The sequence below is a fragment of the Pseudoalteromonas sp. OOF1S-7 genome (genome assembly GCF_022347765.1).
Classification (GTDB): Bacteria; Pseudomonadota; Gammaproteobacteria; order Enterobacterales; family Alteromonadaceae; genus Pseudoalteromonas.
Genome location: NZ_JAKRFZ010000013.1, coordinates 16,937 through 41,507, shown reverse-complemented (window position 1 = coordinate 41,507; position 24,571 = coordinate 16,937). Strand labels below are relative to the sequence as shown.

Annotated in this window: 19 protein-coding genes and 1 tRNA gene; all 20 read left to right on the top strand. The window is 46.4% G+C overall.

Annotated features, from left to right (window positions below; translation table 11 throughout):
* Window positions 1-183: 183 nt before the first annotated feature.
* The 20 genes from deoC to MHN33_RS17135 all read left to right on the top strand — a co-directional run bounded on the left by deoC (window position 184) and on the right by MHN33_RS17135 (window position 24,567).
* A complete protein-coding gene (gene deoC, locus MHN33_RS17230; RefSeq protein ID WP_239399701.1) occupies window positions 184-930 on the top strand; it encodes a deoxyribose-phosphate aldolase in 747 nt (248 codons plus the stop codon).
* A 29-nt stretch (window positions 931-959) separates the two neighbouring features.
* Window positions 960-1,460, top strand: coding sequence for a hypothetical protein (locus MHN33_RS17225; RefSeq protein ID WP_239399850.1), 501 nt, complete (start codon window positions 960-962; stop codon window positions 1,458-1,460).
* A gap of 128 nt (window positions 1,461-1,588) precedes the next feature.
* Window positions 1,589-1,665, top strand: a tRNA-Trp gene (locus tag MHN33_RS17220).
* A 129-nt stretch (window positions 1,666-1,794) separates the two neighbouring features.
* Window positions 1,795-2,172, top strand: a complete 378-nt coding sequence (secE, locus tag MHN33_RS17215; RefSeq protein ID WP_046003845.1) for a preprotein translocase subunit SecE — start codon at window positions 1,795-1,797, stop codon at window positions 2,170-2,172.
* Window positions 2,173-2,209: 37 nt separating this feature from the next.
* Window positions 2,210-2,767: a transcription termination/antitermination protein NusG gene (gene nusG / locus MHN33_RS17210; protein ID WP_046003846.1), complete on the top strand. Its 558-nt coding sequence runs from the start codon at window positions 2,210-2,212 to the stop codon at window positions 2,765-2,767.
* Between the two features lie 177 nt (window positions 2,768-2,944).
* On the top strand, window positions 2,945-3,373 hold the full coding sequence (gene rplK, locus MHN33_RS17205) for a 50S ribosomal protein L11 (protein ID WP_010387320.1): 429 nt from the start codon (window positions 2,945-2,947) through the stop codon (window positions 3,371-3,373).
* Window positions 3,374-3,379: 6 nt separating this feature from the next.
* Entirely contained in the window at window positions 3,380-4,084 is a 705-nt protein-coding gene (rplA, locus tag MHN33_RS17200) for a 50S ribosomal protein L1 (protein WP_010387319.1), read from the top strand.
* A gap of 332 nt (window positions 4,085-4,416) precedes the next feature.
* Complete coding sequence (gene rplJ / locus MHN33_RS17195; RefSeq protein WP_046003847.1) at window positions 4,417-4,911, top strand: 50S ribosomal protein L10; 495 nt, start codon at window positions 4,417-4,419, stop codon at window positions 4,909-4,911.
* 70 nt (window positions 4,912-4,981) lie between these two features.
* Window positions 4,982-5,344 (top strand): 50S ribosomal protein L7/L12, encoded by a 363-nt coding sequence (gene rplL / locus MHN33_RS17190; RefSeq protein ID WP_022944288.1) that lies wholly within the window; start codon window positions 4,982-4,984, stop codon window positions 5,342-5,344.
* Window positions 5,345-5,609: 265 nt separating this feature from the next.
* Complete coding sequence (gene rpoB / locus MHN33_RS17185; protein WP_125782363.1) at window positions 5,610-9,635, top strand: DNA-directed RNA polymerase subunit beta; 4,026 nt, start codon at window positions 5,610-5,612, stop codon at window positions 9,633-9,635.
* Window positions 9,636-9,730: 95 nt separating this feature from the next.
* Window positions 9,731-13,912 carry a DNA-directed RNA polymerase subunit beta' gene (gene rpoC, locus MHN33_RS17180; protein WP_239399699.1) on the top strand — a complete coding sequence of 1,394 codons (4,182 nt, stop codon included), beginning with the start codon at window positions 9,731-9,733 and terminating at the stop codon, window positions 13,910-13,912.
* A gap of 1,668 nt (window positions 13,913-15,580) precedes the next feature.
* Window positions 15,581-16,477, top strand: coding sequence for a hypothetical protein (locus tag MHN33_RS17175; protein ID WP_239399696.1), 897 nt, complete (start codon window positions 15,581-15,583; stop codon window positions 16,475-16,477).
* Window positions 16,477-17,517, top strand: a complete 1,041-nt coding sequence (locus MHN33_RS17170) for a beta-ketoacyl synthase N-terminal-like domain-containing protein (RefSeq protein ID WP_239399694.1) — start codon at window positions 16,477-16,479, stop codon at window positions 17,515-17,517. The genes MHN33_RS17175 and MHN33_RS17170 overlap by 1 nt, the downstream gene beginning before the upstream one ends.
* The gene (locus tag MHN33_RS17165; protein ID WP_239399692.1) at window positions 17,514-18,320 is read left to right on the top strand and encodes a hypothetical protein; all 807 of its coding nucleotides are present in this window, start codon (window positions 17,514-17,516) and stop codon (window positions 18,318-18,320) included. Before MHN33_RS17170 ends, MHN33_RS17165 begins: the two co-directional genes overlap by 4 nt.
* 1 nt (window position 18,321) lies before the next feature.
* Window positions 18,322-18,567: an acyl carrier protein gene (locus tag MHN33_RS17160; RefSeq protein WP_239399690.1), complete on the top strand. Its 246-nt coding sequence runs from the start codon at window positions 18,322-18,324 to the stop codon at window positions 18,565-18,567.
* A gap of 48 nt (window positions 18,568-18,615) precedes the next feature.
* Window positions 18,616-19,839, top strand: a complete 1,224-nt coding sequence (locus tag MHN33_RS17155; RefSeq protein WP_239399688.1) for a beta-ketoacyl-[acyl-carrier-protein] synthase family protein — start codon at window positions 18,616-18,618, stop codon at window positions 19,837-19,839.
* A gap of 10 nt (window positions 19,840-19,849) precedes the next feature.
* Window positions 19,850-20,839 carry a beta-ketoacyl synthase N-terminal-like domain-containing protein gene (locus MHN33_RS17150; protein ID WP_239399686.1) on the top strand — a complete coding sequence of 330 codons (990 nt, stop codon included), beginning with the start codon at window positions 19,850-19,852 and terminating at the stop codon, window positions 20,837-20,839.
* Window positions 20,836-21,987 carry a beta-ketoacyl synthase N-terminal-like domain-containing protein gene (locus MHN33_RS17145; protein WP_239399684.1) on the top strand — a complete coding sequence of 384 codons (1,152 nt, stop codon included), beginning with the start codon at window positions 20,836-20,838 and terminating at the stop codon, window positions 21,985-21,987. Before MHN33_RS17150 ends, MHN33_RS17145 begins: the two co-directional genes overlap by 4 nt.
* Complete coding sequence (locus MHN33_RS17140; RefSeq protein WP_239399682.1) at window positions 21,980-22,783, top strand: beta-ketoacyl synthase N-terminal-like domain-containing protein; 804 nt, start codon at window positions 21,980-21,982, stop codon at window positions 22,781-22,783. The genes MHN33_RS17145 and MHN33_RS17140 overlap by 8 nt, the downstream gene beginning before the upstream one ends.
* Entirely contained in the window at window positions 22,780-24,567 is a 1,788-nt protein-coding gene (locus MHN33_RS17135) for an alpha/beta fold hydrolase (RefSeq protein WP_239399680.1), read from the top strand. Before MHN33_RS17140 ends, MHN33_RS17135 begins: the two co-directional genes overlap by 4 nt.
* Window positions 24,568-24,571: the final 4 nt, after the last annotated feature.

The window sequence follows — 24,571 nt, the reverse complement described above, 5'->3', positions numbered from 1 at the left end:
AACACGATATTTTGTTGCCTTGCGGCTCGGTAACAAGGTTGCTGGATCTTGCTCGATAAAGCATGTTCAATACGGTGCGGACAAATGTCCTGTGGTAGGGCGGGGCAAGCGGCTAACGTTGAGGTCCGACTCATATGATGCAGCCATGTCCAAGAGGCTGGGTGCAGTAAAAAGGAAACGAATATGAAAATGCAAGCCGTCGCACGCGAGGTGCTTGGATTAATGGATCTGACGTCGTTAAACGAGCAGGATAACGAGGCCAGTATCATTGCATTGTTAGACAGCATTCGGCCGGAGCTGGGGCTGCCCGCAGCCGTGTGTGTGTATCCCCAGTTTGTGGCATTGTGTAAAAGTGAACTGGCACGACGTGGCTGGTCGCAGGTCAAGGTAGCCACAGTTACCAATTTCCCCAGCGGCAAGCAGTCGTTACAGCAAGTGCTGGCACAGACTAAGGATGCCTTACAGGCCGGGGCAGATGAGATTGACCTGGTGATGCCTTATCAGCAGTTACAGGCGGGCGATCCGGATACGCCGTGGCAGTACGTGCGCTCCAGCAAGCAGTTGTGTGGTGTGCAGGCAAAGCTCAAAGTGATTATTGAGTCCGGGGTGCTGGAAAATGCCCAGCAAATCGCTCAGGCCAGTGATGTGGCGATTCTTGCCGGGGCTGACTTTATCAAAACCAGTACGGGTAAAGTGCCGGTGAATGCGACGTTAGAAGCAACAAAAATCATGCTTGAACGCATCCGTGTGTCGGGCAAGCCGGTTGGCTTTAAAGCAGCCGGTGGTGTTAAAAGTGTTGAGCAAGCAAGTGATTACTTACAAGTTGCAGTTGATATCATGGGTAAAGACTGGCTGTGTGCGGCGCATTTCCGATTTGGCGCATCGAGTTTACTACAAGATGTGCATCGCCAGCTGGATTGTACAGACTAGCGGAGAACAGAGTGAAGCGTGACCAGGTGGTGATCCGTGACAGTGAGCGAGAAAAGCAGCAGCTGGAACATGGCGCTGCCAAGCTGTTTATGCGCAGCTATGAGCGGCTTACGCACACGCCGATGCGTCACATCTGGCATAATCAGCCAGCCAAACCCGATGTCAGTTGTTATCTCGGAGAGGCGCAGCTCGACATTGAAATTGCCCATCTGTATGCCAGTGAAACGGAAGCCATGGCCGTGCTTGGCCGTCCACTGTCGCTATTGATGCAACGAGAACTGGCGGTGATGGCGCTGGCGCCAAGTTCTCAGCGCCTGGCCACCGGTCTGTCCCGGTTACTGCTGCAAAAGGCGGGAAAGCATTATCACTCCCAGCGCGTGTGGTTATTGATCCGCAATGCCAGTCCAATGTGGCACCGGGCTGATTTTGAAAGCGCATTACCCCACTTGACGATGCCCGCCGCGCACCCTTTCGAGCAGATATGGTTGCTGTGTGATTTCTTCTGTGGTGATCCGCTGCGTTTGTATTAACTGTGAAATCACGCTTGTGCATAGCCTTGCCGGCACTCAGCCCGGCTGAAATTACCACAAATAGCGCTTTGCGCATCTTTTACTCTTGTTTTCAGTTTGTTCGTCAGTATAATGGGCATCCACTTTGCAGGGGCGTAGTTCCAATTGGTAGAACAGCGGTCTCCAAAACCGATGGTTGCGGGTTCGAGTCCTGCCGCCCCTGCCACTCTAACAATCAGTCCAAATCTAAAATAATGGGTCTTGTCATCACCGCTTATTTGTAAATTTGGATTGAAATGGATTAACCCTGTTTTATGCAGGGTTGTTGTGTCTGTATTTAAGGTAAAAATAAATTATGAGCACTAATGTTGAAAACCCGTCTAGCTCGATGGACACGGTAAAGTGGTTGCTGGTTGCAATTTTGCTGACTGGCGCAGTGGTTGGTAACTACATGTACGCTGACATGTCAGTGTTGATCCGCGCGATTGGTGTCGTGGTGGCTGTAGGTGCCGGACTGGGCATTGCCGCAACAACAGAGAAAGGGCGTACCTTTATCGCTTTTGCTAAAGAGTCTAGAATTGAGGTTCGCAAAGTAGTTTGGCCAACGCGTCAGGAAACAACACACACGACCTTTATCGTGATGGCCGCGACAGTTGTTATGGCGCTGATCCTGTGGGGATTAGACGGCATTCTGTTCCGCGCCGTTGGTTTTTTAACCGGCTTGACCTTTTAATAGGTTAGCGTTTTAACTGGATTGGAGATCTGATCCCATGTCGGATGAGAACAAAGAAAAGAAATTACGTTGGTACGTAATTCAGGCGTTTTCAGGTTTTGAAAAGCGCGTTGCTCAAACCATTATTGAGCACATTAAAATCGAAGGTCTGGAAGACTACTTCGGTGAAGTACTAGTCCCAACTGAAGAAGTTGTGGAGATGCGTGCCGGACAAAAACGTAAGTCTGAGCGTAAATTCTTCCCGGGCTACGTGTTAGTTGAAATGGTGATGGATGATGCGTCCTGGCACCTGGTCAACAGTACACCGCGTGTAATGGGCTTTGTGGGTGGTACGTCAGATCGTCCAGCACCAATCAGCAAAAAAGAAGCTGATCGCATTCTTAACCGTCTGCAGGAAAATGCAGAAGCACCTAAGCCAGCGACTCTGTTCGAGCCTGGTGAAGTGGTCCGTGTTATCGATGGCCCGTTTGCTGACTTCAACGGTGTGGTTGAAGAGGTGGATTACGAGAAGAGCCGCCTGAAAGTATCGGTGCTGATCTTCGGCCGTTCTACGCCGGTTGACCTGGAATTTGGACAGGTTGAACAAGACAAGTAATTTTGTTGTTTAAAACAGCAAAAGTTATTGCCAAAGGCCGCTGGTTAATCTATAATCAGCGGCCTTTTTGTATGTCATTACGATGACGCACAAAAAGTGTAATTTTTTAATTGGGAAGCCGTCTGAGTACGCGTCCTCGCGCGCACAAGGCTAAGACCCACATAACGAGGTATTATCATGGCTAAAAAAGTTGAAGCTTTAATCAAGCTACAAGTTGCTGCTGGTATGGCTAACCCTAGTCCTCCAGTAGGTCCTGCACTAGGTCAACACGGTGTAAACATCATGGAATTCTGTAAAGCGTTCAACGCACGTACAGAGTCTATCGAGAAAGGCGCACCGGTTCCTGTAATCATTTCTGTTTACAACGACCGTTCTTTCACTTTCGACATGAAAACTCCGCCTGCTTCTTACCTGCTTAAGAAAGCAGCTGGTATCAAGTCTGGTTCTGGCCGTCCTAACACTGAGAAAGTGGGTACTGTTACTCGCGCTCAGCTTGAAGAGATCGTTGAGACTAAACGTCCGGATCTTACTGCTGCTGATATGGACGCAGCTGTACGCACGATTGCAGGTTCTGCACGTGCAATGGGCTTGAACGTAGAGGGGTAATTGAGAATGGCTAAATTAACTAAGCGTATGCGTACTATCCGCGAAAAAGTGGATGTTACTAAAGAATACGAAATCAACGAAGCTGTTGCTCTTCTTAAAGAACTGGCTACTGCTAAGTTCGTTGAAAGCGTAGACGTTGCTGTAAACTTGGGTATCGATGCTCGTAAATCTGACCAAAACGTACGTGGTGCAACTGTACTACCTCACGGTACTGGTCGTGAAGTACGCGTAGCGGTATTCACTCAAGGTGCAAACGCGGACGCAGCGAAAGAAGCTGGCGCTGACCTGGTAGGCATGGAAGACCTTGCTGAGCAGGTTAAGAAAGGCGAAATGAACTTCGACGTAGTTGTTGCTTCTCCGGATGCAATGCGCGTAGTTGGTCAACTAGGTCAAATCCTAGGTCCACGTGGCCTTATGCCTAACCCTAAGACTGGTACTGTAACACCTAACGTTGCAGAAGCAGTTAAAAACGCGAAAGCGGGTCAGGTTCGCTACCGTAACGACAAAAACGGCATCATCCACACCACTATCGGTAAGGTTGATTTCGACGCGAACCAGCTTCAGGAAAACCTGGAAGCACTTATCGTTGCGCTTAAGAAGGCTAAGCCTTCACAAGCTAAAGGTACTTACGTGAAGAAAGTAAGCATCTCAACGACTATGGGCGCGGGTGTTGCTGTAGACCAAGCTACTCTAAACACGCAAGTGGCTTAATTTAGAGATAAGCGTTTACATGGCGTAAAAATTAGACTATAATTTTGCGCCATTTCGTTGAGAGCTGTGCTCAAAACGAAGCAAAGAATTCGGGTTGAAGCGCATAATTTCGGCACTTTGCAGACTTTATAGTCTACAATGATCCGATAAATTGCGTTTCCGTCCAAGACCGTAGGTGTAACTAAGTTACTTAATTCCCTACGTAGACGGTGTGAATCCCAGCTAGATTTTCCTAATCTTCTGGTTCTCGCCGTAAAAAGCAGCTCTGAGTCGAAAGACAATGAGTAAAGTAGAACTGGGACACGTTCCCATCATAACCAGGAGTAACACCCATGGCTTTAAATCTTCAAGACAAAAAAGCAATTGTTGCTGAAGTCAACGAAGCTGCCAAAGGTGCTCTGTCTGCAGTTGTTGCAGATTCTCGTGGTGTAACAGTAGATGCGATCACTGCGCTTCGTAAAGAAGCTCGTGAAGCTGGCGTATGGATGAAAGTTGTCCGTAACACGCTTGCTAAACGCGCTGTTGAAGGTACTGAATATGAGTGCCTTAACGAATCGCTAGTAGGCCCAAGCCTAATCGCTTTCTCTTCAGAGCACCCAGGTGCTGCGGCTCGTATCTTCGCTGATTTCGCGAAGAAAAACGAGTTGTTCGAACTGAAAGCGGCTGCATTTGAAGGCAATGTTGTTGACGTAGACATGCTAGCTAAGCTGCCTACTTACGACGAAGCTGTTGCACGCCTAATGAGCGCTATGAAAGAAGCGTCAGCTGGTAAATTGTGTAAAACAATTGAAGCTGTACGTGTTCAGAAAGCTGAAGCAGCTGCTTAATAGCACGCTTCTTACTTTCACAAATAAATTTTTAGAACCCCATGGTTCGTGATTAATTAGGAAACTTAAAATGTCTGTAACTAAAGACCAAATCCTTGACGCGATTGCTGAAATGTCAGTAATGGAAGTTGTTGAACTAGTTGAAGCAATGGAAGAAAAATTCGGCGTAACTGCAGCTGCTGCTGTTGTTGCTGCTGGTCCTGCTGAAGCTGCTGAAGAGAAGACTGAGTTCGACGTAATCCTAGCTGGCGCTGGCGGTAACAAAGTTGCTGCTATCAAAGCTGTACGTGGTGCAACTGGTCTTGGCCTTAAAGAAGCAAAAGCTCTTGTTGAGTCTGCTCCTGCACCTATCAAAGAAGGTGTTTCTAAGGAAGAAGCTGAAGCACTTAAGAAAGATCTTGAAGAAGCTGGTGCTGAAGTTGAGATCAAGTAATCTGGCATTTGCTAGGTTCGCTGCCTGAGCAATCAGGCAAGGGCTGGTGATTATTTAATCACCGGCCCTTTTGCGCTATAGAGCGACGCTTTCCTGTTGCGCAATAAATTCCTATGTTTTTTCTTATTTTTCAATTTGTTAGTAGTATTTTGAAAGTGAGTGACTCGTAGGACGACAATTAGATGTTGTTATCATGGCTTAGATGCCAATGAAGTCTGTTCTCCATGAACAGGTTGGGTCAAAGATCAGCAAGCTGAGGAACCCCATGGCTTACTCTTATTCTGAAAAGAAACGTATCCGTAAGGATTTTGGTAAACGTCCACAAGTTTTGGACATACCTTTCCTTTTGCAAACGCAGTTGGAATCGTTCAAAAAGTTCATTACACCGGACGCTGATGGTGATACCGGACTGGAAGCGGCATTCCGTTCTGTGTTCCCGATCAAAAGCTACTCGGGCAATTCTGAGCTTCAATACGTCAGCTATCGTATTGGAGAGCCAGTATTCGATGTAAAAGAATGTCAAATTCGCGGTGTGACTTTTTCTGCTCCACTTCGCGTAAAACTTCGTCTTGTGCTAATGGACAAAGATGCACCAGGCACAGTCAAAGACATTAAAGAGCAAGAAGTTTACATGGGCGAAATCCCGCTCATGACTGACACAGGTACTTTTGTTATCAACGGTACTGAACGTGTTATCGTTTCTCAGCTACACCGTTCACCTGGTGTATTCTTTGATAACGACCGTGGTAAATCACACTCGTCGGGTAAAGTACTATATAACGCACGCGTGATCCCTTACCGTGGTTCGTGGTTAGACTTTGAATTCGATGTAAAAGATAACCTGTTTGTACGTATCGACCGTCGTCGTAAACTGCCTGCATCAATCATCCTGCGTGCCCTTGAGTTCACGACAGATGAAATCCTTGGCATGTTCTTCGAAACCACTGCGTTCGAAGTAACGAACGGCAAAGTGATGATGGAGTTGGTACCATCTCGACTGCGTGGTGAAACCGCTGCCTTTGATATCAAAGATGCAGACGGTGAAGTCCTGGTTGAGCAGGGTCGTCGTATCACAGCCCGTCATATAAAAACAATCGAGAAAAAGGGCATTGACCAGTTAGAAGTACCGCATGAGTACATCATTGGTCGTGTGGTTGCGCGAAACTACATCGATGAGTCAACCGGTGAGATCATTGCAGAAGCGAATGCTGAGCTGTCTCTGGAGTTGATGGCTGAGCTGGTTAAAGCAGGTCACACTAAAATCGATACCCTGTACATCAACGACGTAGACAGCGGTGCCTACATGTCGGAAACACTGCGCATTGACAGCACAGCAAACCGTCTTGAAGCACTGGTAGAAATCTACCGTATGATGCGCCCGGGTGAGCCACCAACAAAAGAAGCAGCAGAAGCCTTGTTTGACAATCTGTTCTTCTCTGACGAGCGTTATGACTTGTCAACGGTTGGTCGTATGAAGTTCAACAGCCGTGTTGGTTATGACACTGACACAGGCCCAGGCACGCTGAGCAAAGAAGACATTGTGAGCGTGATGAAGGTGTTGATCGACATCCGTAACGGTAAAGGCGATGTGGACGATATCGACCACTTAGGTAACCGTCGTATCCGTTCTGTAGGTGAAATGGCAGAGAACCAGTTCCGCGTAGGTCTGGTACGTGTTGAGCGTGCTGTACGTGAGCGTCTGAGCTTAGGTGATCTGGACAATGTAATGCCTCAGGATCTGATCAACGCGAAGCCAATTTCTGCTGCCGTTAAAGAATTCTTTGGTTCTTCACAGCTGTCTCAGTTCATGGACCAGAACAACCCGCTGTCAGAAGTAACGCACAAGCGTCGTATTTCTGCACTTGGTCCGGGTGGTCTGACACGTGAACGTGCTGGCTTCGAGGTTCGAGACGTACACGTAACGCACTACGGTCGTGTTTGTCCAATCGAAACGCCTGAAGGTCCAAACATCGGTCTGATCAACTCATTGTCTACGTACGCACGTACTAACGATTATGGTTTCCTTGAAACCCCATATCGTAAAGTGGTTGACGGCGTAGTAACCGATGACGTTGATTACCTGTCTGCAATTGAAGAAGGTCAGTTCGTAATCGCACAGGCGAATACCAACCTGACTGAAGCAAACCAGTTTGCAGAAGAGCTGATCCCATGTCGTTACAAGGGTGAATCAACCTTTATGCCAAGCGACAGCATCCAGTATATGGATGTATCTCCACAGCAGGTTATCTCTGTGGCAGCGGCACTTATCCCATTCCTTGAACACGATGATGCGAACCGTGCATTGATGGGATCGAACATGCAACGTCAGGCTGTACCAACACTGCGCGCAGATAAGCCGCTGGTAGGTACAGGTATCGAGCGTACGCTGGCAAAAGACTCTGGTGTAACCATTGTTGCTAAGCGTGGCGGTGTGGTGAAGTATGCTGATGCGAGCCGTATCGTTGTTAACGTGAACGAAGAAGAGCGCGTACCTGGTGAAGCGGGTATCGACATCTACAACCTGACCAAATACACCCGTTCTAACCAGAACACCTGTATCAACCAAAAGCCAACTTGTATGGTAGGTGAGCCGGTTGTCCGTGGTGACGTACTGGCGGATGGTCCTTCGACTGACCTGGGCGACCTGGCTCTTGGTCAAAACCTGCGCGTGGCATTCATGCCGTGGAATGGTTATAACTTCGAGGATTCAATCCTACTATCAGAGCGCGTTGTTCAGGAAGATCGTCTAACTACGATCCACATCCAGGAACTACAGTGTATTGCGCGTGATACTAAGCTTGGTCCAGAAGAGATCACGGCTGATATCCCGAATGTTGGTGAGTCTGCGCTAGGTAAGCTGGACGAATCAGGTGTTGTATACATCGGTGCTGAAGTAAAAGGCGGCGATATCCTGGTTGGTAAAGTAACACCGAAAGGCGAAACTCAGCTGACGCCAGAAGAAAAGCTACTACGTGCTATCTTCGGTGAAAAAGCGTCTGACGTAAAAGACAGCTCACTGCGTGTGCCTAACTCTGTTTCTGGTACGGTTATCGACGTTCAGGTCTTTACCCGTGATGGCGTAGAGAAAGACAAGCGTGCGCTGGAAGTTGAAGACATGCAGCTTCGCGAAGCGAAGAAAGACTTCAACGAAGAGTTCCGTATCCTTGAAGGCGGTGTACTGACACGTGCGCGTGACCTGCTGGTACGTGCTGGTCTGAGCGAAGAGAAAATCGCTGAACTGAACGCTGAAAAACTACTGACGCAAAGCCTGGCTGACGAAGAGCAGCAAGCTGAACTAGAGCAACTGGCTGCGCAGTACGACGAGCTGAAAGCTGAATACGATAAGAAGTTCGAGAACAAGCGTCGCAAGATCACCCAAGGTGATGACCTGGCGCCTGGTGTACTGAAGATCGTTAAGGTTTATCTGGCTGTTAAACGTCGCATCCAACCGGGTGATAAGATGGCGGGTCGTCACGGTAACAAGGGTGTAATCTCTACTATCGTGCCTGTTGAAGACATGCCTTACGACGAAAAAGGTCGTACGGTAGACATCGTTCTGAACCCGCTGGGTGTACCATCGCGGATGAACATCGGTCAGATCCTGGAAACTCACATGGGTCTTGCTGCACGCGGTATCGGTGAGCGCATCGAAGACATGATGAAAGAGCAACGTGAACTTCACGAAATGCGCGACTTCATCAAGAAAGCTTACGAAATCGGTGATTGCCGTCAGAAAGTCGATATTGAAAACTTCTCTGATGATGAGATCCGTCGTTTGGCGCACAACCTGAAAGGCGGTCTGCCAATCGCAACACCTGCGTTTGACGGTGCACGCGAAGCTGAAATCAAAGACATGCTAGAGCTGGGTGGTTATCCAAGAAGCGGTCAGGTAACTCTGTACGATGGTCGTACCGGTGACGCATTCGAGCGTCAGGTAACGGTTGGCTACATGTACATGCTGAAACTGAACCACCTTGTTGATGACAAGATGCACGCACGTTCTACCGGTTCTTACAGCCTGGTTACTCAGCAGCCGCTGGGTGGTAAGGCACAGTTCGGTGGTCAGCGTTTCGGTGAGATGGAGGTATGGGCACTTGAAGCATACGGTGCTGCCTACACGCTACAGGAAATGCTGACGGTTAAGTCGGATGACGTAAATGGTCGTACTAAGATGTATAAGAACATCGTAGACGGCAACCATAAGATGGAGCCGGGCATGCCGGAGTCGTTCAACGTATTGTTGAAAGAGATCCGCTCGCTGGGTATCAACATCGAATTGGAAGAAAGTTGATCCGCCGGGCCGCGTAAGCGGCCCAGACCGGACTGAAAAGAATGAAGGGGCAAGCCTGGCTTGCCCTCAAGATTAACTCCGACAGGAGAGCTAAGGTGAAAGACTTACTTAAGTTTCTGAAGCAACAAAATAAGACCGAAGAATTCGATGCAATTCGCATTGGTCTTGCTTCGCCGGACATGGTGCGTTCATGGTCCTATGGTGAGGTAAAGAAACCTGAGACAATTAACTACCGTACTTTCAAGCCTGAGCGTGACGGCTTATTCTGTGCCCGTATCTTCGGCCCAGTAAAAGATTATGAGTGTTTGTGTGGTAAGTACAAGCGCTTGAAGCACCGTGGTGTGATCTGTGAAAAGTGTGGCGTTGAAGTTACACTGACTAAAGTACGCCGTGACCGCATGGGTCACATTGAACTGGCCAGCCCAGTTGCCCACATTTGGTTCCTAAAATCATTGCCGTCTCGTATCGGCCTGATGCTGGACATGACGCTACGTGACATCGAGCGTGTACTTTACTTCGAATCATTCGTTGTAACTGAGCCTGGTATGACAACGCTTGAGCGTGGTCAGCTGCTAGGTGAAGAAGAGTACCTGGACGCACTGGAAGAGCACGGTGACGAGTTCGAAGCTAAGATGGGTGCCGAAGCGGTACTTGATCTGCTGCGCGACCTGGACCTGGGTCAACTGATCGCAGAAATGCGTGAAGAGCTGCCAACTATCAACTCTGAAACTAAGCGTAAGAAGATTACTAAGCGTCTTAAGTTGATGGAAGCGTTCCACCAGTCAGGTAACAACCCTGAGTGGATGGTAATGAGCGTACTGCCAGTTCTGCCACCTGATCTACGTCCACTGGTACCACTGGATGGTGGTCGTTTCGCGACGTCTGATCTGAACGATTTATACCGTCGTGTTATCAACCGTAACAACCGTCTTAAGCGTCTACTTGACCTAGCGGCACCAGACATCATCGTACGTAACGAAAAGCGTATGTTGCAAGAAGCAGTTGATGCACTACTGGATAACGGTCGTCGTGGCCGTGCGATCACAGGCTCTAACAAGCGTCCTCTGAAGTCGCTTGCAGACATGATCAAAGGTAAGCAAGGTCGTTTCCGTCAGAACCTTCTTGGTAAGCGTGTTGACTACTCTGGCCGTTCTGTAATCACAGTAGGTCCTACACTGAAACTACATCAGTGTGGTCTGCCTAAGAAGATGGCACTTGAGCTTTTCAAGCCATTCATCTACGGCAAACTAGAGCGCCGCGGCATGGCGACGACCATCAAAGCTGCGAAGAAGATGGTAGAGCGCGAAGTACCAGAGGTTTGGGACGTACTTGATGAAGTGATCCGTGAGCACCCGGTTCTTCTGAACCGTGCACCAACACTTCACAGACTTGGTATCCAGGCGTTTGAACCAGTACTAATCGAAGGTAAAGCAATCCACCTGCACCCGCTAGTGTGTGCGGCGTATAACGCTGACTTCGACGGTGACCAAATGGCGGTACACGTACCGTTGACACTGGAAGCACAGCTTGAAGCACGTGCGCTGATGATGTCGACCAACAACATTCTGTCTCCTGCGAACGGTGAGCCAATCATCGTACCTTCACAGGACGTTGTATTGGGTCTGTACTACATGACGCGCGATCGCATCAATGCAAAAGGTGAAGGCATTGTCTTCAAAGATGCGAAAGAAGCTGAAAAAGCGTACCGTACTGGCGCGGCTGAACTACACGCACGCGTAAAAGTACGTATCGCAGAAGTCCACATTGATGGCGAAACAGGTGAGCGTAAAGACGTAACCGAAGTGGTTGAAACCACAGTTGGTCGTGCCATCCTGTCTTTGATCATGCCAACTGGCCTGCCGTTTGAGCTTATCAACCGTGCGCTGGGTAAAAAGCAGATCTCTGGCCTGTTGAACGAGTGTTACCGTCGTCTGGGTCTGAAAGATACTGTTATCTTTGCTGACCAGGTGATGTACACCGGTTTCCACTACGCGATGAAGTCGGGTGTGTCTATCGGTATCAACGATATGGAAATCCCACCTACGAAAGCAGGTATCATCGAAGCGGCAGAAGCTGAAGTTACAGAAATCAACCAGCAATTCCAGTCTGGTCTTGTAACTGCGGGTGAGAAATACAACAAAGTTATCGATATCTGGTCACGTGTTAATGAAAACTTGTCACGTGAAATGATGGCGAACTTGTCGAAAGACACCGTTGTGAATGCACAGGGTGAAGAAGAAGAGCAAGACTCTTTCAACTCAGTGTTCATGATGGCCGACTCGGGCGCACGTGGTAGTGCCGCTCAGATCCGTCAGCTAGCTGGTATGCGTGGTCTGATGGCTCGTCCGGATGGTTCAATCATCGAAACTCCGATCACCGCGAACTTCCGTGAAGGTCTGAACGTACTACAGTACTTCATCTCGACGCACGGTGCGCGTAAAGGTCTAGCGGATACCGCACTTAAGACAGCGAACTCGGGTTACCTGACTCGTCGTCTGGTAGACGTAGCACAAGATTTGGTTATCAACGAAACCGATTGTGGTACCCTTGAAGGTACTGTGATGAAGCCGCTGATTGAAGGTGGTGACGTTGTAGAACCACTACGCGAGCGTGTATTGGGTCGTGTTGTTGCTGAAGACGTGGTTATCCCTGGCACTGAAGAAGTGCTGGTTGAACGTAACGTGATGCTTGATGAGAAACTGTGTGACCTGTTAGAAGAGCACTCAGTGGACGAAGTAAAAGTACGTTCAGTTATCACCTGTGAAAACGACTTTGGTGTGTGTGCTAACTGTTACGGTCGTGACCTTGCACGTGGCCACATCATCAACGCGGGTGAGTCTGTTGGTGTTATCGCGGCACAGTCAATCGGTGAGCCGGGTACCCAGCTTACGATGCGTACCTTCCACATCGGTGGTGCGGCATCTCGAGCGTCTGCAGAAAACAGCGTACAGGTTAAGAACAACGGTAGCATGAAGCTGCACAATGCGAAGTTCGTAATCAATACCGACGGTAAGATAGTGATCACCTCACGTTCAACCGAAATTACGGTTATTGACGAGCAGGGCCGTGAGAAAGAGCGCTATAAAGTGCCTTACGGTGCCGTATTGGCAGTGAGCGACGGTGCAGAAGTAAAAGGTAACGACATTGTCGCGACCTGGGACCCGCACAGTCACCCAATCATCATCGAGCACGAGTCTAAAGTATCGTTCAGCGACATCGACGATTCGAACACAGAAGCACAGACAGACGAGTTAACTGGTCTGACGCGTGTGGTTGTTAAAGACCTTGCTAAGGTGAATGCGAAAGAGCCTAAGCTTATCATTGAAAATGAAGAGCGTGGCCTGCAGGAAATTCGTCTGCCTTCGTTCACTACCATCGAAATCACAGATGGTGCAACGGCTCAGCCGGGTGACGTACTGGCACGTATTCCTCAGGAAGGTTCGAAGACACGTGATATCACGGGTGGTCTACCTCGAGTTGCTGACTTGTTCGAAGCGCGTAAGCCAAAAGATCCAGCGATCCTGGCAGAAATCACAGGTACCGTTAGCTTTGGTAAAGAAACCAAAGGTAAGAAGCGCCTGGTGATCACGCCGGAAGAGGGTGATGCATACGAAGAAATGATCCCGAAATGGCGTCAGCTGAACGTGTTCGAGGGTGAGCAGGTATCGAAAGGTGAAGTTATCGCCGATGGTCCTGAGTCTCCGCACGACATCCTGCGTCTGCGTGGTGTGACTGACGTATCTAACTACATCGTAAACGAAGTACAAGAAGTATATCGTCTACAGGGTGTAAAGATTAACGATAAGCACATCGAAACCATCATTCGTCAGATGCTACGTAAATGTATCATCATCGATGGTGGTGACAGTGAGTTCCTGGCAGGCGAGCAAGCCGAAGTGGCACGCGTTAACATCGCAAACCGTGAGCTAGAGAAACAAGGTAAGATCCCAGCTAAGTTCGAAATTCAGCTGATGGGTATTACCAAAGCCTCACTGGCAACAGAGTCTTTCATCTCTGCAGCCTCGTTCCAGGAGACAACACGTGTCCTGACTGAAGCGGCAGTAAATGGTAAGAGTGATGAGCTACGTGGTCTGAAAGAAAACGTTATCGTGGGTCGTCTGATCCCAGCGGGTACCGGTTTCTCTTACCATCTAGATCGCATCAACCGTCGTAAGCAAAATGATGCGGCAGTTGAAGAGCAGACAGTAAGTGCTGAAGAAGCATCTCAGGCACTGACTGACGCACTGAATGCAGATTTGCTAGGTGGAAACGAGTAACCCTCATTATTCACTAGTAAATTAGTAAACAGAAAGCCGTTTTAAATAAACGGCTTTTTTATTGTCCGTGCTACAGCTCAAAATTACTTGCGATAAAGCAGATGAGCACCTCCTCTCATCATCCAATTACAGCCTGTACTACAGTAACTGTGCTGCATTTTGACCCACAGATAAAGCGGATCAAGGCTGCTGCACTGTCCATTGCCTTAACGCCTTCATGGTAGCCCGATAAACGATTCTCTTACCTTTATCTTCTATGAGAAGCTAATACCAATTTCACTTAATTAAGTAAATTGGTATAAATATGCGTTGGACAGGTTCCATAGATCTGCGATTCGGCAGGCATCGACCATGCAACCAGTCTCCCTGATATCAATCGGATAAATGAAGCGCGTATCAGATGAAAGGCTTATCGCTGATTATTGACGCCGTATTGATAACATCAGAATAGCTCCCTGGGCTCATAGATACAGATAATAGGGCCTATTTCATACCGGGATGGCTTATCTCAATTCAGTGATACAAAGCCTTGCAGCTGCTCTTTAAGACAACTGCCAGCCACTTTTTATGCTCGTCAGGGTAGCCAGATGGATACCCCACTAATCTCTGGCGCACCGTGTGTCGTGACAGTGGAGGTATCCAGTCGGTGGCTTAACTATGCGGATTGTTATTACCCTTGAGCACGGCTGAGAACAGTGCGTCAGTAACGCAAGATTTGGACAGTCATAAAACGTGTGTACCATCCGTTTTTAGAGATCCTTATTTTCCGGGAGGTCATTGCTGTCACACTAAGGCTGAGGCTCTTGTGATCCCGGCTGGTAAGGCTGTTATGTTGTTTCTTAACAAGCTCAGACTCTGGGATACTTCCTGATCTCTATAACTATAAGTATCGCCCTGTTCAGTCAAGATGGCTCTACTGGAGTAACCATTGCGGTTTTACTGAACTGTGGATCCATCATGCTCGTAGTAGCCTGATTCCTCATCAGTCACTTTGGGGAGTATTGAACTCACTCGTTGGGGTCACGTACTTTCTTAAGTGCTTTATCTGGCCGTGAGCGAAAACTTCAGCGCTGCCTTACAGGCTTAATTTACTTTGCTCATTTAACAGTGATGGGCGCCCCCCGCATGTCCGCTGCTTCTGTCTGACGTTAAGTTTAGTGAGGAAAAAATAGCATGATCCGTTAGGTGTCTGGCTTCGTAATGGCTGACAGTTATGCTGGCAAGGCAGGTCAGCACTTTTTTGGATAATGATTTACATCAATTTTTACTTGATTTTTTAAAAAATTAAAAAATTAATTATTTTTGTTTGCGCAATATCTGTGCGATAAAATTGAAGAAATCATGCACCAGATTCGGAACGCCCCTCCCTCTGTTGACAATTCATTATTTTGCAAACTGTAATTCTGACTTTGGCCGCCGTATGTTTGAATAGAATGGGAATCTGTCTAAGCAAATGAATTTTATCATAATTCCATATTATTAGTATCTTTACTCTATTTTCTGTTCTTCTCTTTTTTTAAATTTTCATATTTTTTTCTGTGTTTTTTAATAAATTTTAAATTGTTTTTCTCTGTTCAATAGTTGTTGTTTTTCCATCAAAAAATCATTAGACAAAAAATTTTTTAATGTGTAATTTGTACCCCATCAGAAATGGCAGGCGTTGTTTATATGTCTGTGCTTTCTTGTGTTTATGTTGTTTTTATTTGGTGTGTGGCTGTGAGTTATTCATTAAGTGTTCGTGATTTTATATCGAATTTAAAATTAACCCCTTTAAAGCTAGATGAAACAAAAGGGATGGATTTTGAATTTGTTGAAGATGATGTCGTTTTTAAAGGTCATTACCCATTCTTCCCTGTTTTTCCTGCTTCATTAATGGTGGAGTTTTCATATGGCATTATTGATTTGATTCAAGAGTGTCATGCCTATAAGTTTCTAAATAAGAGTGCATTCTATAAAGGCTTTTCCCCTGGCGACTTAGTTTCCATTAATATTTATAAAAATGGAAAGGGGCAGTTGATTTTTGAATATAACTTGCAAGGGGAGCTGGCAACAAAGCTCGTCTTTGAGAAGCACCATCAGAACCTAAAGAAGTTGGATAGTGTTGTAATCGAAAGCGATAATATTAGCTATCAAGACTCATATTGCCATTTGCCTCAGCGTTTTCCATTGCTGGTTGTCGACAAGGTATACGCAAATAAAGAGCATGGAAGTGCTATAAAAAATATAAGCTATGGTGATTTGTATTATCAAAATGCGTACGGTGACCTTACACAACAAGAGATGGCTTTTTCTAGGGGCGCATTGATTGAGGGACTGGAGCAGTCAGCTGTTTTACTGCTGGCTGAGCATTGGGATGTCGTCGATACCCGCAGACCTATCGTGGTATGTGCAATTGATAAATGCCAATTCTTTTCACAGGTTTATCCTGGTGATGTTGTTAAATACTTCTCCAGTATCTCATATATTTCTGATGACACCGCATTCATATCAGGTTATGCAGTGGCAAATGGTGAGCGGATCATGGATGTTGGTAAGCTGATTGTAATTCGCAAGGAGGCGATTTAATGCACATTGTTGGGCTTGGTGCGGTGAGTGCATTGGGGCACGGCATCGACACATTGAGAGAGTTGTACAACCTAGCGCCAATGCTTCCGGGCAAGTTTGCACAAGAAGGGGCGTTATCAGATACCGTTTTTTATCAAGGGCTTTTAACTGAAGAACAAGCCCGCAGCGCCTGGTATCTGGCAAATGAAGCTATAACAGAAGCGTTGGGCAAAACAAAAGCGGAGTTTAACAACATCGCTCTTATTATTGCGACAGGCGCAGGTGATACCAAAGCGCTGGAAATAACAAAGTGCGCCCAATATGAGCGTTATAACCTAGCGCAAAAGCTGGCGACTGAACATGGCTTGAAAGGTTTGTATCTCACTGTTTCAAATGCTTGTTCTTCTTCTGGCTACGCATTGCCCATTGCACAAAAACTATTAGCTCAAGGGCATGATGCGGTTGTGGTATGCGGTGTTGAAGCAAAAAGTGATTCTTCACAAATGGCATTCAAAGCGATGATGGCGCTAGATGACCATTCTTGCAGACCATTTCAGGCATCCCGCAATGGTACGGTTTTGGGCGCTGGAGCAGCAGCGTTAGTGTTGACACACCATACCCATGTAAAGCACTACGCTTATATACAAAAAACGACATTAAATTGCGATGGTTATCATGTTACGGCGCCTAACCCGGAAGGAAAAACCTTAGCGAAGTGTCTAGATCACTTAATGACTGAATATACCGTCTCTCCTTGTGATGTTGGGCTATTTTTACCGCATGCTACCGGTACACAGCTCAATGATGGAATTGAACACGCATTACTCAAACGTGTTTTTCCGGACACTTTTACCCCAGATAAAACTGTGTGTCTAAAGCAATGGATTGGTCATACGGGTGGTGCCAGTGCGGCCTTTTCTTATCTGAGTGCTGCATTACATTTAAGTGGGCGATTCCAGGTGGCTAAGACTAATTTGGCACGTTGCGCGCTGGTAAATAGTACAGCTTTTGGCGGACACAATTGCATGTCTTTTATGACGGTCAATAAGGAAGCATCATGATTGCAGTATGTGACATTGCTTGGGTGACAAATAGCTATATAGGCACGGACTCCCCACCGTTTAACAAGAGCATAAAGCGAGATTGGTTCGACCCCAGAGAGTATTTGGGCAAGAAAGGGCATCGCTATTATTCAATGGCCACTAAATATGTGTTGTCCGCACAGTCTTTACTTAATATCAAAAACGGTCAACAGCCTTTCTATGCATTGGGGACCAGTACCGCGGATGATGACGTTCGGTGCCTTATATCTAAAGAGCTAGAGGAAGGTAGTGAAACAAGTTTAGGGGCGACCTATGCACCAAATAGCTCGGTAAATATGCCGGCCAGTTGTTTGTCAATAAAAAGTCAGTCAAATAATTCAAATTTCACCTTTACAGGTATTAACTCCGGTTTTATGTCTCTTTGGGCTGGTATGTCTGATGTGGGTGCTAATGGTGCTCATTATATTGTGGGTCAAGTTGAAAGTGATTCAAAATCCTGTAATGAGGGTGTCATTTTATGGGATTTAAATAATGAATATAAAAAGCCAAGGTTTATTATAGAAAAGTTTGATTTTGTTAATTTTGGGCTTTTGAATTTTGAACTTGTGAAAGACGCTTGCTTTATATCTTTGGTTGGCGACTTGGCTGGATTGAATTTGGTTTGTAATGATTTTTATGATGTATCTGGATCTGCTGTTTTAGCTGATTTTGATGCGTTTTATATTTTGTCATCAAAATTATCTAATGGTATGGATGGCGATTTTTATATAGTGTTAAATGATAATTTAATACTTCACTTAAAAGTTAAAAAGGAAACTTGAAATGAGTAAACAAGAGCGCGTAGAAAATATCAAAGAAATCGTTTGTGACATTCTTGAGCTTGAAGAGGATGAGGTAACACAAACAAGTCTGTTCAAAGAAGATCATAACGCGGATTCGTTGAGAGCAATTGAAATCCTGGCAACGTTGGAAAAGGAATATCAAGTGAAGATTCCTCAGGCCGAGCTAGCAAAAATGGTCAATCTTGACGGCGTGTACGGTGTAGTTTCAGAGCACGCAGGCTGGTAATAAAAGAGGGAATGTTTCTATTCCCTTTCCTCGACTCAAGGAGTGAACATGTCTGTTAATAGAGTTGTAATTACAGGTTTAGGGGTAGTGTCCAGTGTTGGCACTTCCATCAATGAGTTTAAGCATGCCTTACTTGCTGGGGAGTCGGGTGCAGGCCCTGCATCACAGTTTAATACCCAAGGATATGAAGATGTGGTGAATTGTGAAGTCAAAGACTTTTCAGCTCAGAACTATATCAAGCATATTCCCTTGTCAGAACTGGGCCGTACAAGTCAGTTCTCCATTGCTGCGGCAAAAATGGCGCTAGACGATGCTGGTTTTTCAGTGGAACAGCTTTCCGGGCGGAGAATTCCTGTCTGTATCGGTACTACTGACGGAGAATCTCAAAGTCTGGACAAAATTGCCAAAGATTGGGTTGAAGCCAGCCAGGCTGGTCATGATGAGGCTTTCAACATAGACCTTGTTGAGCAATCGGTGTCTGCAAATTTAGCAAACTCAATTTCACGAGAGTATGGCTTAACGGGTGAGTCAGTGACTATTTCGACAGCTTGTGCTGCTGGAAATTACGCCATAGGCCATGCGTTTGACAAAATCCGTTCAGGTCAGGCTGAAGCTGCAATTTGTGGGGGCAGTGACTCTGTTTGTCGCAAGACATACGCAGGCTTTTTCCGCCTGGGAACCATTGCACCTGAAAAATGCCAGCCTTTCGATAAGAACCGCAAGGGGATTTTGACTGGTGAAGGGTCTGGGATTTTGATCTTAGAGTCATTGAGTAGTGCGCGCAAACGCGGCGCTAAGATTTATGCGGAAGTACTGGGATACGGCTTGAATTGCGACGCAAACCACATGGTTTCTCCTAACAAAGAGAGTATCGCTGCATGTATCCGCCGTGCGCATAAGAATGCGGGCATTAAGCCAGAGCAAGTCGATTATATCTGTGCTCATGGCACAGGCACGGTTGCAAATGACGAAACTGAATCTGGTGCTATCAAGCTTGTCTATGGAGAAGTACCTCCTCCTGTCAGTTCGATCAAGTCGATGCTGGGTCATTCTATGGGTGCTGCAAGTGCAATCGCGAGTATAGCGTGTGTATTGGCAATTAAAGAGCAATTTCTGCCTCCTACAATAAATCATCAGACTGCGGATGAAAATTGTCCAGTGGATTGTATTCCAAATCAATCTCGTAAGTCGGAAGTCAATATTGTACAGAACAATGGATTTGCATTTGGTGGAAACAATGCAATTACCTTGTATGGCGCGTTTCATGAGTAAGTGAGGGAACATGACAAATACAGTAATTTCACTAAAGCAAGTTCTGGTGGGCGATAACGAAACGCAGCAGTTTAATGTAATGGCTGATTTCGAAGTAAAAGCCGCGCTTGGAAAGAAAGGAACCCGGAACCTTGACCGCCTGACAGCCTTATCCATATATGGTATTGGCACGCACATGGACGACTTGCGTGAGCAGCAACAAGCTGATCCAACGTGCATCGGCACTGTGGTTGGTAGTGCACAGGGAAGTATGGACAGTATTGTCCGGTTTACTTACGAGTCATTAGCTTACGATAAACCTGACTATGTTAATCCTGCGCTTTTTCCGAATACAGTAATGAACTGCGCCGCGGGCCAATCAGCAATCTGGCATGGTTTAAAAGGACCAAATACAACCATTTCTGCTGGTGAGCTCAGTGGTTTGGCTGCCATTCAATATGGTCTGTCACTGATAGAAAACCGCTATGCGAAGACCCTACTTGTAGGGGGATGCGAAGAGCTATCTCAAACGAATAAGAAGGCCTTTAGCGCCTTAGCACAGCAGTACAACGAAACGGAGAAGTTCACAGAAGCCAGTGTGTTTTTTGTGATGGAATCTGCAGAGACTGCTGAGCAATATGGTCGCACGCCTATTGCAACTGTACTGTCTTGTCTGGGAGGATTTAATCCTGAACCGAGCAATGCAGCGGCATTAAAGTCCCTCATCGCCGATGGGCTTCAGCAGGCGGATGTGACAAGTGACAAGGTACGGGCTGTTTCTCTGGGAGGCCTGTGGCCAAACGCGAAAGAAATTGAGCGTATGTGTTTGGCTGAAGTGTTCGATGAGCACGTATTAATGATCGATGCCTATGAACAGTATGGCAATGCAAATAGTGCGCATTTCACATTGCAAATCAGTGCTTTACTAGATGAGTTGCAACCAGGTGAAATTGGGGTTGCATATGCACAGTGCATCAAGGGAAACACAGGTATGGTTGTGATTCGAAAGGAGGCTGTATGACTCGTGTAGTGATAACCGGTATTGGTGCGTGTACCGCGGTAGGCGATGACTCAAAAACATGTTTTACAGAGTTTGTTAAAGGTACACAAGGCAACCAGCCGCTTAAGCAACTGGATGCAAGTAAATTTAATAAACCGAATGCTTATGAACGTGAAGACCAGGGGGAAGCTGGCAAAGCGAGAAGCAGCCACTTCTTGATTCGGGCAATCACCGAAGCAATGGAAGAAGTACCTGAAATTGAATCTGAAACGGTTCCTGTTTATGTTGGTACAGGTTTGCGTGAGTTACGCACACTGGAGGTATCCGCGCTACAAAATGAGCCAACTGATGTTGCAGATTTAGATTTTAGTAAAGCAGTGAAAAGCGTCCTCCCTAACTGTGGCAATGTCTATACCTTGTCAAATGCATGCGCAGCATCAAACTATGCACTGGCGTTGGCATTTGATCAAATCAAACTAGGGCGCACAAAAATGGCCGTTGTTGCCGGGTGCGATACACTCACGGCATCTATGTTTGGTTTATTAGATCGCGTTAATCCGAATATGCCAACTGCCGTTCAGGTCATGGAAAAAAGCCGCCAGGGTGTATTGATGGGTGATGGCGGTGTCGCCATAGTACTGGAAAGCGAAGAGAGTGCAAAAAGTCGTCAGCAATCCATACTAGCCGAGGTCAACTCTGTTGGTTTGAGTACTGATGCTGTGCACGAAACAGCACCAGATCAACCCGGTATTGAGCGTGCGATTACGGAAGCCTTTGCGCAAGCCAATATTGACAAGCAAGATATTGACTTGATTTATGTGCATGGTACAGGCACAGAGTTGAACGATTCGGTTGAGTCAAAAGCCCTGTCTAACTTTTATCAAACGATAGAGCGCAAACCAGCAATATCTGGGATTAAAGCAATGACTGGCCATACGTCCGGGGCATCTGGCTGTATCGGGGTCATGTCTGCGGTGGAGTCTATTTTAAACTCTGTCGTACCACCTACACCGGGGACAAGCGCGCCTTTGGATGAAGTCACGGATTTTCCGATTTATGCTCAGTCACATAAAGCCCCAATAAAACATGTTCAAGTTAATGCGTTTGGTTTTGGTGGTGTCAATTCTGTTGTTCTCGTGTCTGAATACAAGGAAAGTGGTTATGTCTAATACGTATTCGATTTTAAGTTGTGAGCTATACAAGCCAGAAATGGCGGGCAATGAAATACCTTGCATCGCTGAAGCAGAAAATGTCCACTTGCACTATAAAACGGCCTCTAAGTTATTAGGCAGAAAAGGTCTTCGTTACAAAGATGAAGCGACGCTCATGGCTTTGGTTGCCGCGCAACAGATTTTGGCGTCTGCTCCTTCGCTGAGTGATGCTCAAAAAGATGCCACTGCAATCATCGTAAGTTCTAACCTTGGTAATGTTGATACTGTACTAAAAACAGCACAAACCATTGCGCAAGAGCACGTTGATGCAACCAGTGCAATGGATTTACCAAATGCTTCTTCTAACTCGATTTCAGCATCAATCTCGATAGTGAACCAACTAAGAGGTCCCAACTTGATGCTATGTAATGGGCAGTCATCTGGTGATGACGCGTTGCAACTGGCGATGGACTTAATTGACACCCAGCGTGCAGAGCGTGTACTGGTGATTGGCGTTGAGGTCAGTAATGACGTCATTGCACAATATATCGCGCCCAGCGTGCCGCGCTTTCATGGTGCCTGTGGCTATCTGCTAGAGTCATCCACCGTTGCCCGTGCTGAACAAGTTGTCAAGTTACATCAGGGTGAGCAGGCCATTGCAGAGAATTTGATCACAGATGAAGAGATCAAAACGCTGTGTAATGATGCGAGTGGAGCAGCAGGAGTTCTGAAAATTAAACTCGCATGTGAATATGCGAGTAAAAGAGAACCTCGCTCTGTATCCGCACACAGCCAGTACTGGCAGATTTCATGATGTTGATTGAGCATGACCAGATAGATATTGGCTCCGAAGCTCGGATTTTGTCGCTACAAAAGCAGTCCGACGAGCCAAGCTGTCCGTACCAGCTTATCCTGATCCATGGCATTGCTGATTCTCACGATGTGTGGCGAGAAGCAGTAAATAAATTGCCCATGAAGTTTGACGCTTATTATGAGATGGATTTGCCGTGGAACTTAGAGGTTGGTGATGAACTGGTCTACGAACCTTCGGCTGATGTTGTGTTGGCCGAAGCGTGGAAGCATCTACCAAAAGGTCCCAAAGTGGTACTCGCACACTCTTTTGGCGCCAATGTGCTTTTATCTTTAGGAGAAGCGATAAAACCTGAGGATATCCATGCTTTGGTTTTGCTTTCAGTGTATTCACGTCAAGACTACAAAATATTTGACTGGCCTTTCTTCACCGGGATGGTTCAGGAGTTTGATAAATTTTTAATGATGAGTATCGATGCAAGGTTAGGTGGTAAAAGCATGAAGCCACGATCCAGAGAGCTTGTCTTAAATAAAGCCAAACAACTGTACAGCCCGTCAAGCTGGTTGGAATTTTACAAATTTTACTCTCAAACCCCTGGATTAGATGTATCACCTTTTTCAATGCCAACTTTGATAGCTGGTGGTGCACAAGACTTTTCAATTCCACACGAAGAGATAAGTCAATTTTCTACCAAGTTTAAGCGGGGACAGTTTGAGTTTATAGCGCACTGTGGTCATTTTGCCATGGTGGAAGATTCAGATTTTGTTTCAAAACTAATAACTAGTTTTATTGAAAAGGAACTTACGATGTCAACAGTAACTAAACCCACTAAATCAACTATCTTTCCCAGAAATGAAGGGAATAACATTTGTACCTGGATCGGCTTTAAGCACGTTATGTATGTAGCTGAAGAAGCGATCTTAGACCATTTCCGTCAAAATGAATTTGTGCCTCGTGCATTGTATGAAGACAACGGCCTTTGTTTAGAGATCGTTGATTCTGATGCACGTATCTTACATGCCTTGCACATGGATGATGTTGTTGAAGCTGATGTTCAAATTGATGAAGAACGCGACCAAGACGAATCTATCAGCTTGATTGTTAACTTGAATGTTGAGCGAGATGGCCAAATGCTCAAGGCAGTAGTTTGCCGCGCAGCTGTGCTGTTTAAGTTAGACGATAGCCCGGTTACACAAGATGTTGCGCCTATTAAGGTACCAGCATTAGAAAAATGGACGTACGAAACTATTTCACGTCCTGCGATTGAAAGTGCACAGCGTGCAGATATCCTTGAAAGCCGTGGTGAAGTGAATGGTTCTGACAGTGTGGTTGCTGCTATTAAAGCCAATAGTGAAAAATCATTGGTCTGGAAATGGCACATTCCCTATTTCTATTGTCACTTCAACGAGCGTATGAAACATTCAGGTTACCTGCGTCTTATGGAAGAAGTTGAAGATCTGTTCCTGGCGGACAATGGTATCTCCATTCGCACTATGCTGCATGAGAAAAAGTGGATCCCAGTTGTACCTTCTGCACAAGTTGAAATTCTTGAAGAAGCATTCATGGAAGAGACGCTGTACACAACTTACACCCTGGTTGATACCTATCGTGACTTTACGTATACGCATCGCATGGATTGCTATGTAGAGCGCAACGGAAAACTAATCCATACAGCGACAGGCAGCATTACCCACGGTTACGCACGTATTAACGACCGTAAAGACTGGAGCTTAGTTGCATTTGATGATGAAACAAAAGCATCTATCCACAAGAACTTAGTTGGATAATATA

What these genes read in the sequence shown, in the direction of transcription:
- deoC (WP_239399701.1), top strand. Translation starts at nt 184, where the DNA reads ATGAAAATGCAAGCCGTCGCACGCGAGGTGCTTGGATTAATGGATCTG.
- secE (WP_046003845.1), top strand. Translation starts at nt 1,795, where the DNA reads ATGAGCACTAATGTTGAAAACCCGTCTAGCTCGATGGACACGGTAAAG.
- nusG (WP_046003846.1), top strand. Translation starts at nt 2,210, where the DNA reads ATGTCGGATGAGAACAAAGAAAAGAAATTACGTTGGTACGTAATTCAG.
- rplK (WP_010387320.1), top strand. Translation starts at nt 2,945, where the DNA reads ATGGCTAAAAAAGTTGAAGCTTTAATCAAGCTACAAGTTGCTGCTGGT.
- rplA (WP_010387319.1), top strand. Translation starts at nt 3,380, where the DNA reads ATGGCTAAATTAACTAAGCGTATGCGTACTATCCGCGAAAAAGTGGAT.
- rplJ (WP_046003847.1), top strand. Translation starts at nt 4,417, where the DNA reads ATGGCTTTAAATCTTCAAGACAAAAAAGCAATTGTTGCTGAAGTCAAC.
- rplL (WP_022944288.1), top strand. Translation starts at nt 4,982, where the DNA reads ATGTCTGTAACTAAAGACCAAATCCTTGACGCGATTGCTGAAATGTCA.
- rpoB (WP_125782363.1), top strand. Translation starts at nt 5,610, where the DNA reads ATGGCTTACTCTTATTCTGAAAAGAAACGTATCCGTAAGGATTTTGGT.
- MHN33_RS17175 (WP_239399696.1), top strand. Translation starts at nt 15,581, where the DNA reads ATGTCTGTGCTTTCTTGTGTTTATGTTGTTTTTATTTGGTGTGTGGCT.
- MHN33_RS17170 (WP_239399694.1), top strand. Translation starts at nt 16,477, where the DNA reads ATGCACATTGTTGGGCTTGGTGCGGTGAGTGCATTGGGGCACGGCATC.
- MHN33_RS17165 (WP_239399692.1), top strand. Translation starts at nt 17,514, where the DNA reads ATGATTGCAGTATGTGACATTGCTTGGGTGACAAATAGCTATATAGGC.
- MHN33_RS17160 (WP_239399690.1), top strand. Translation starts at nt 18,322, where the DNA reads ATGAGTAAACAAGAGCGCGTAGAAAATATCAAAGAAATCGTTTGTGAC.
- MHN33_RS17155 (WP_239399688.1), top strand. Translation starts at nt 18,616, where the DNA reads ATGTCTGTTAATAGAGTTGTAATTACAGGTTTAGGGGTAGTGTCCAGT.
- MHN33_RS17150 (WP_239399686.1), top strand. Translation starts at nt 19,850, where the DNA reads ATGACAAATACAGTAATTTCACTAAAGCAAGTTCTGGTGGGCGATAAC.
- MHN33_RS17145 (WP_239399684.1), top strand. Translation starts at nt 20,836, where the DNA reads ATGACTCGTGTAGTGATAACCGGTATTGGTGCGTGTACCGCGGTAGGC.
- MHN33_RS17140 (WP_239399682.1), top strand. Translation starts at nt 21,980, where the DNA reads ATGTCTAATACGTATTCGATTTTAAGTTGTGAGCTATACAAGCCAGAA.
- MHN33_RS17135 (WP_239399680.1), top strand. Translation starts at nt 22,780, where the DNA reads ATGATGTTGATTGAGCATGACCAGATAGATATTGGCTCCGAAGCTCGG.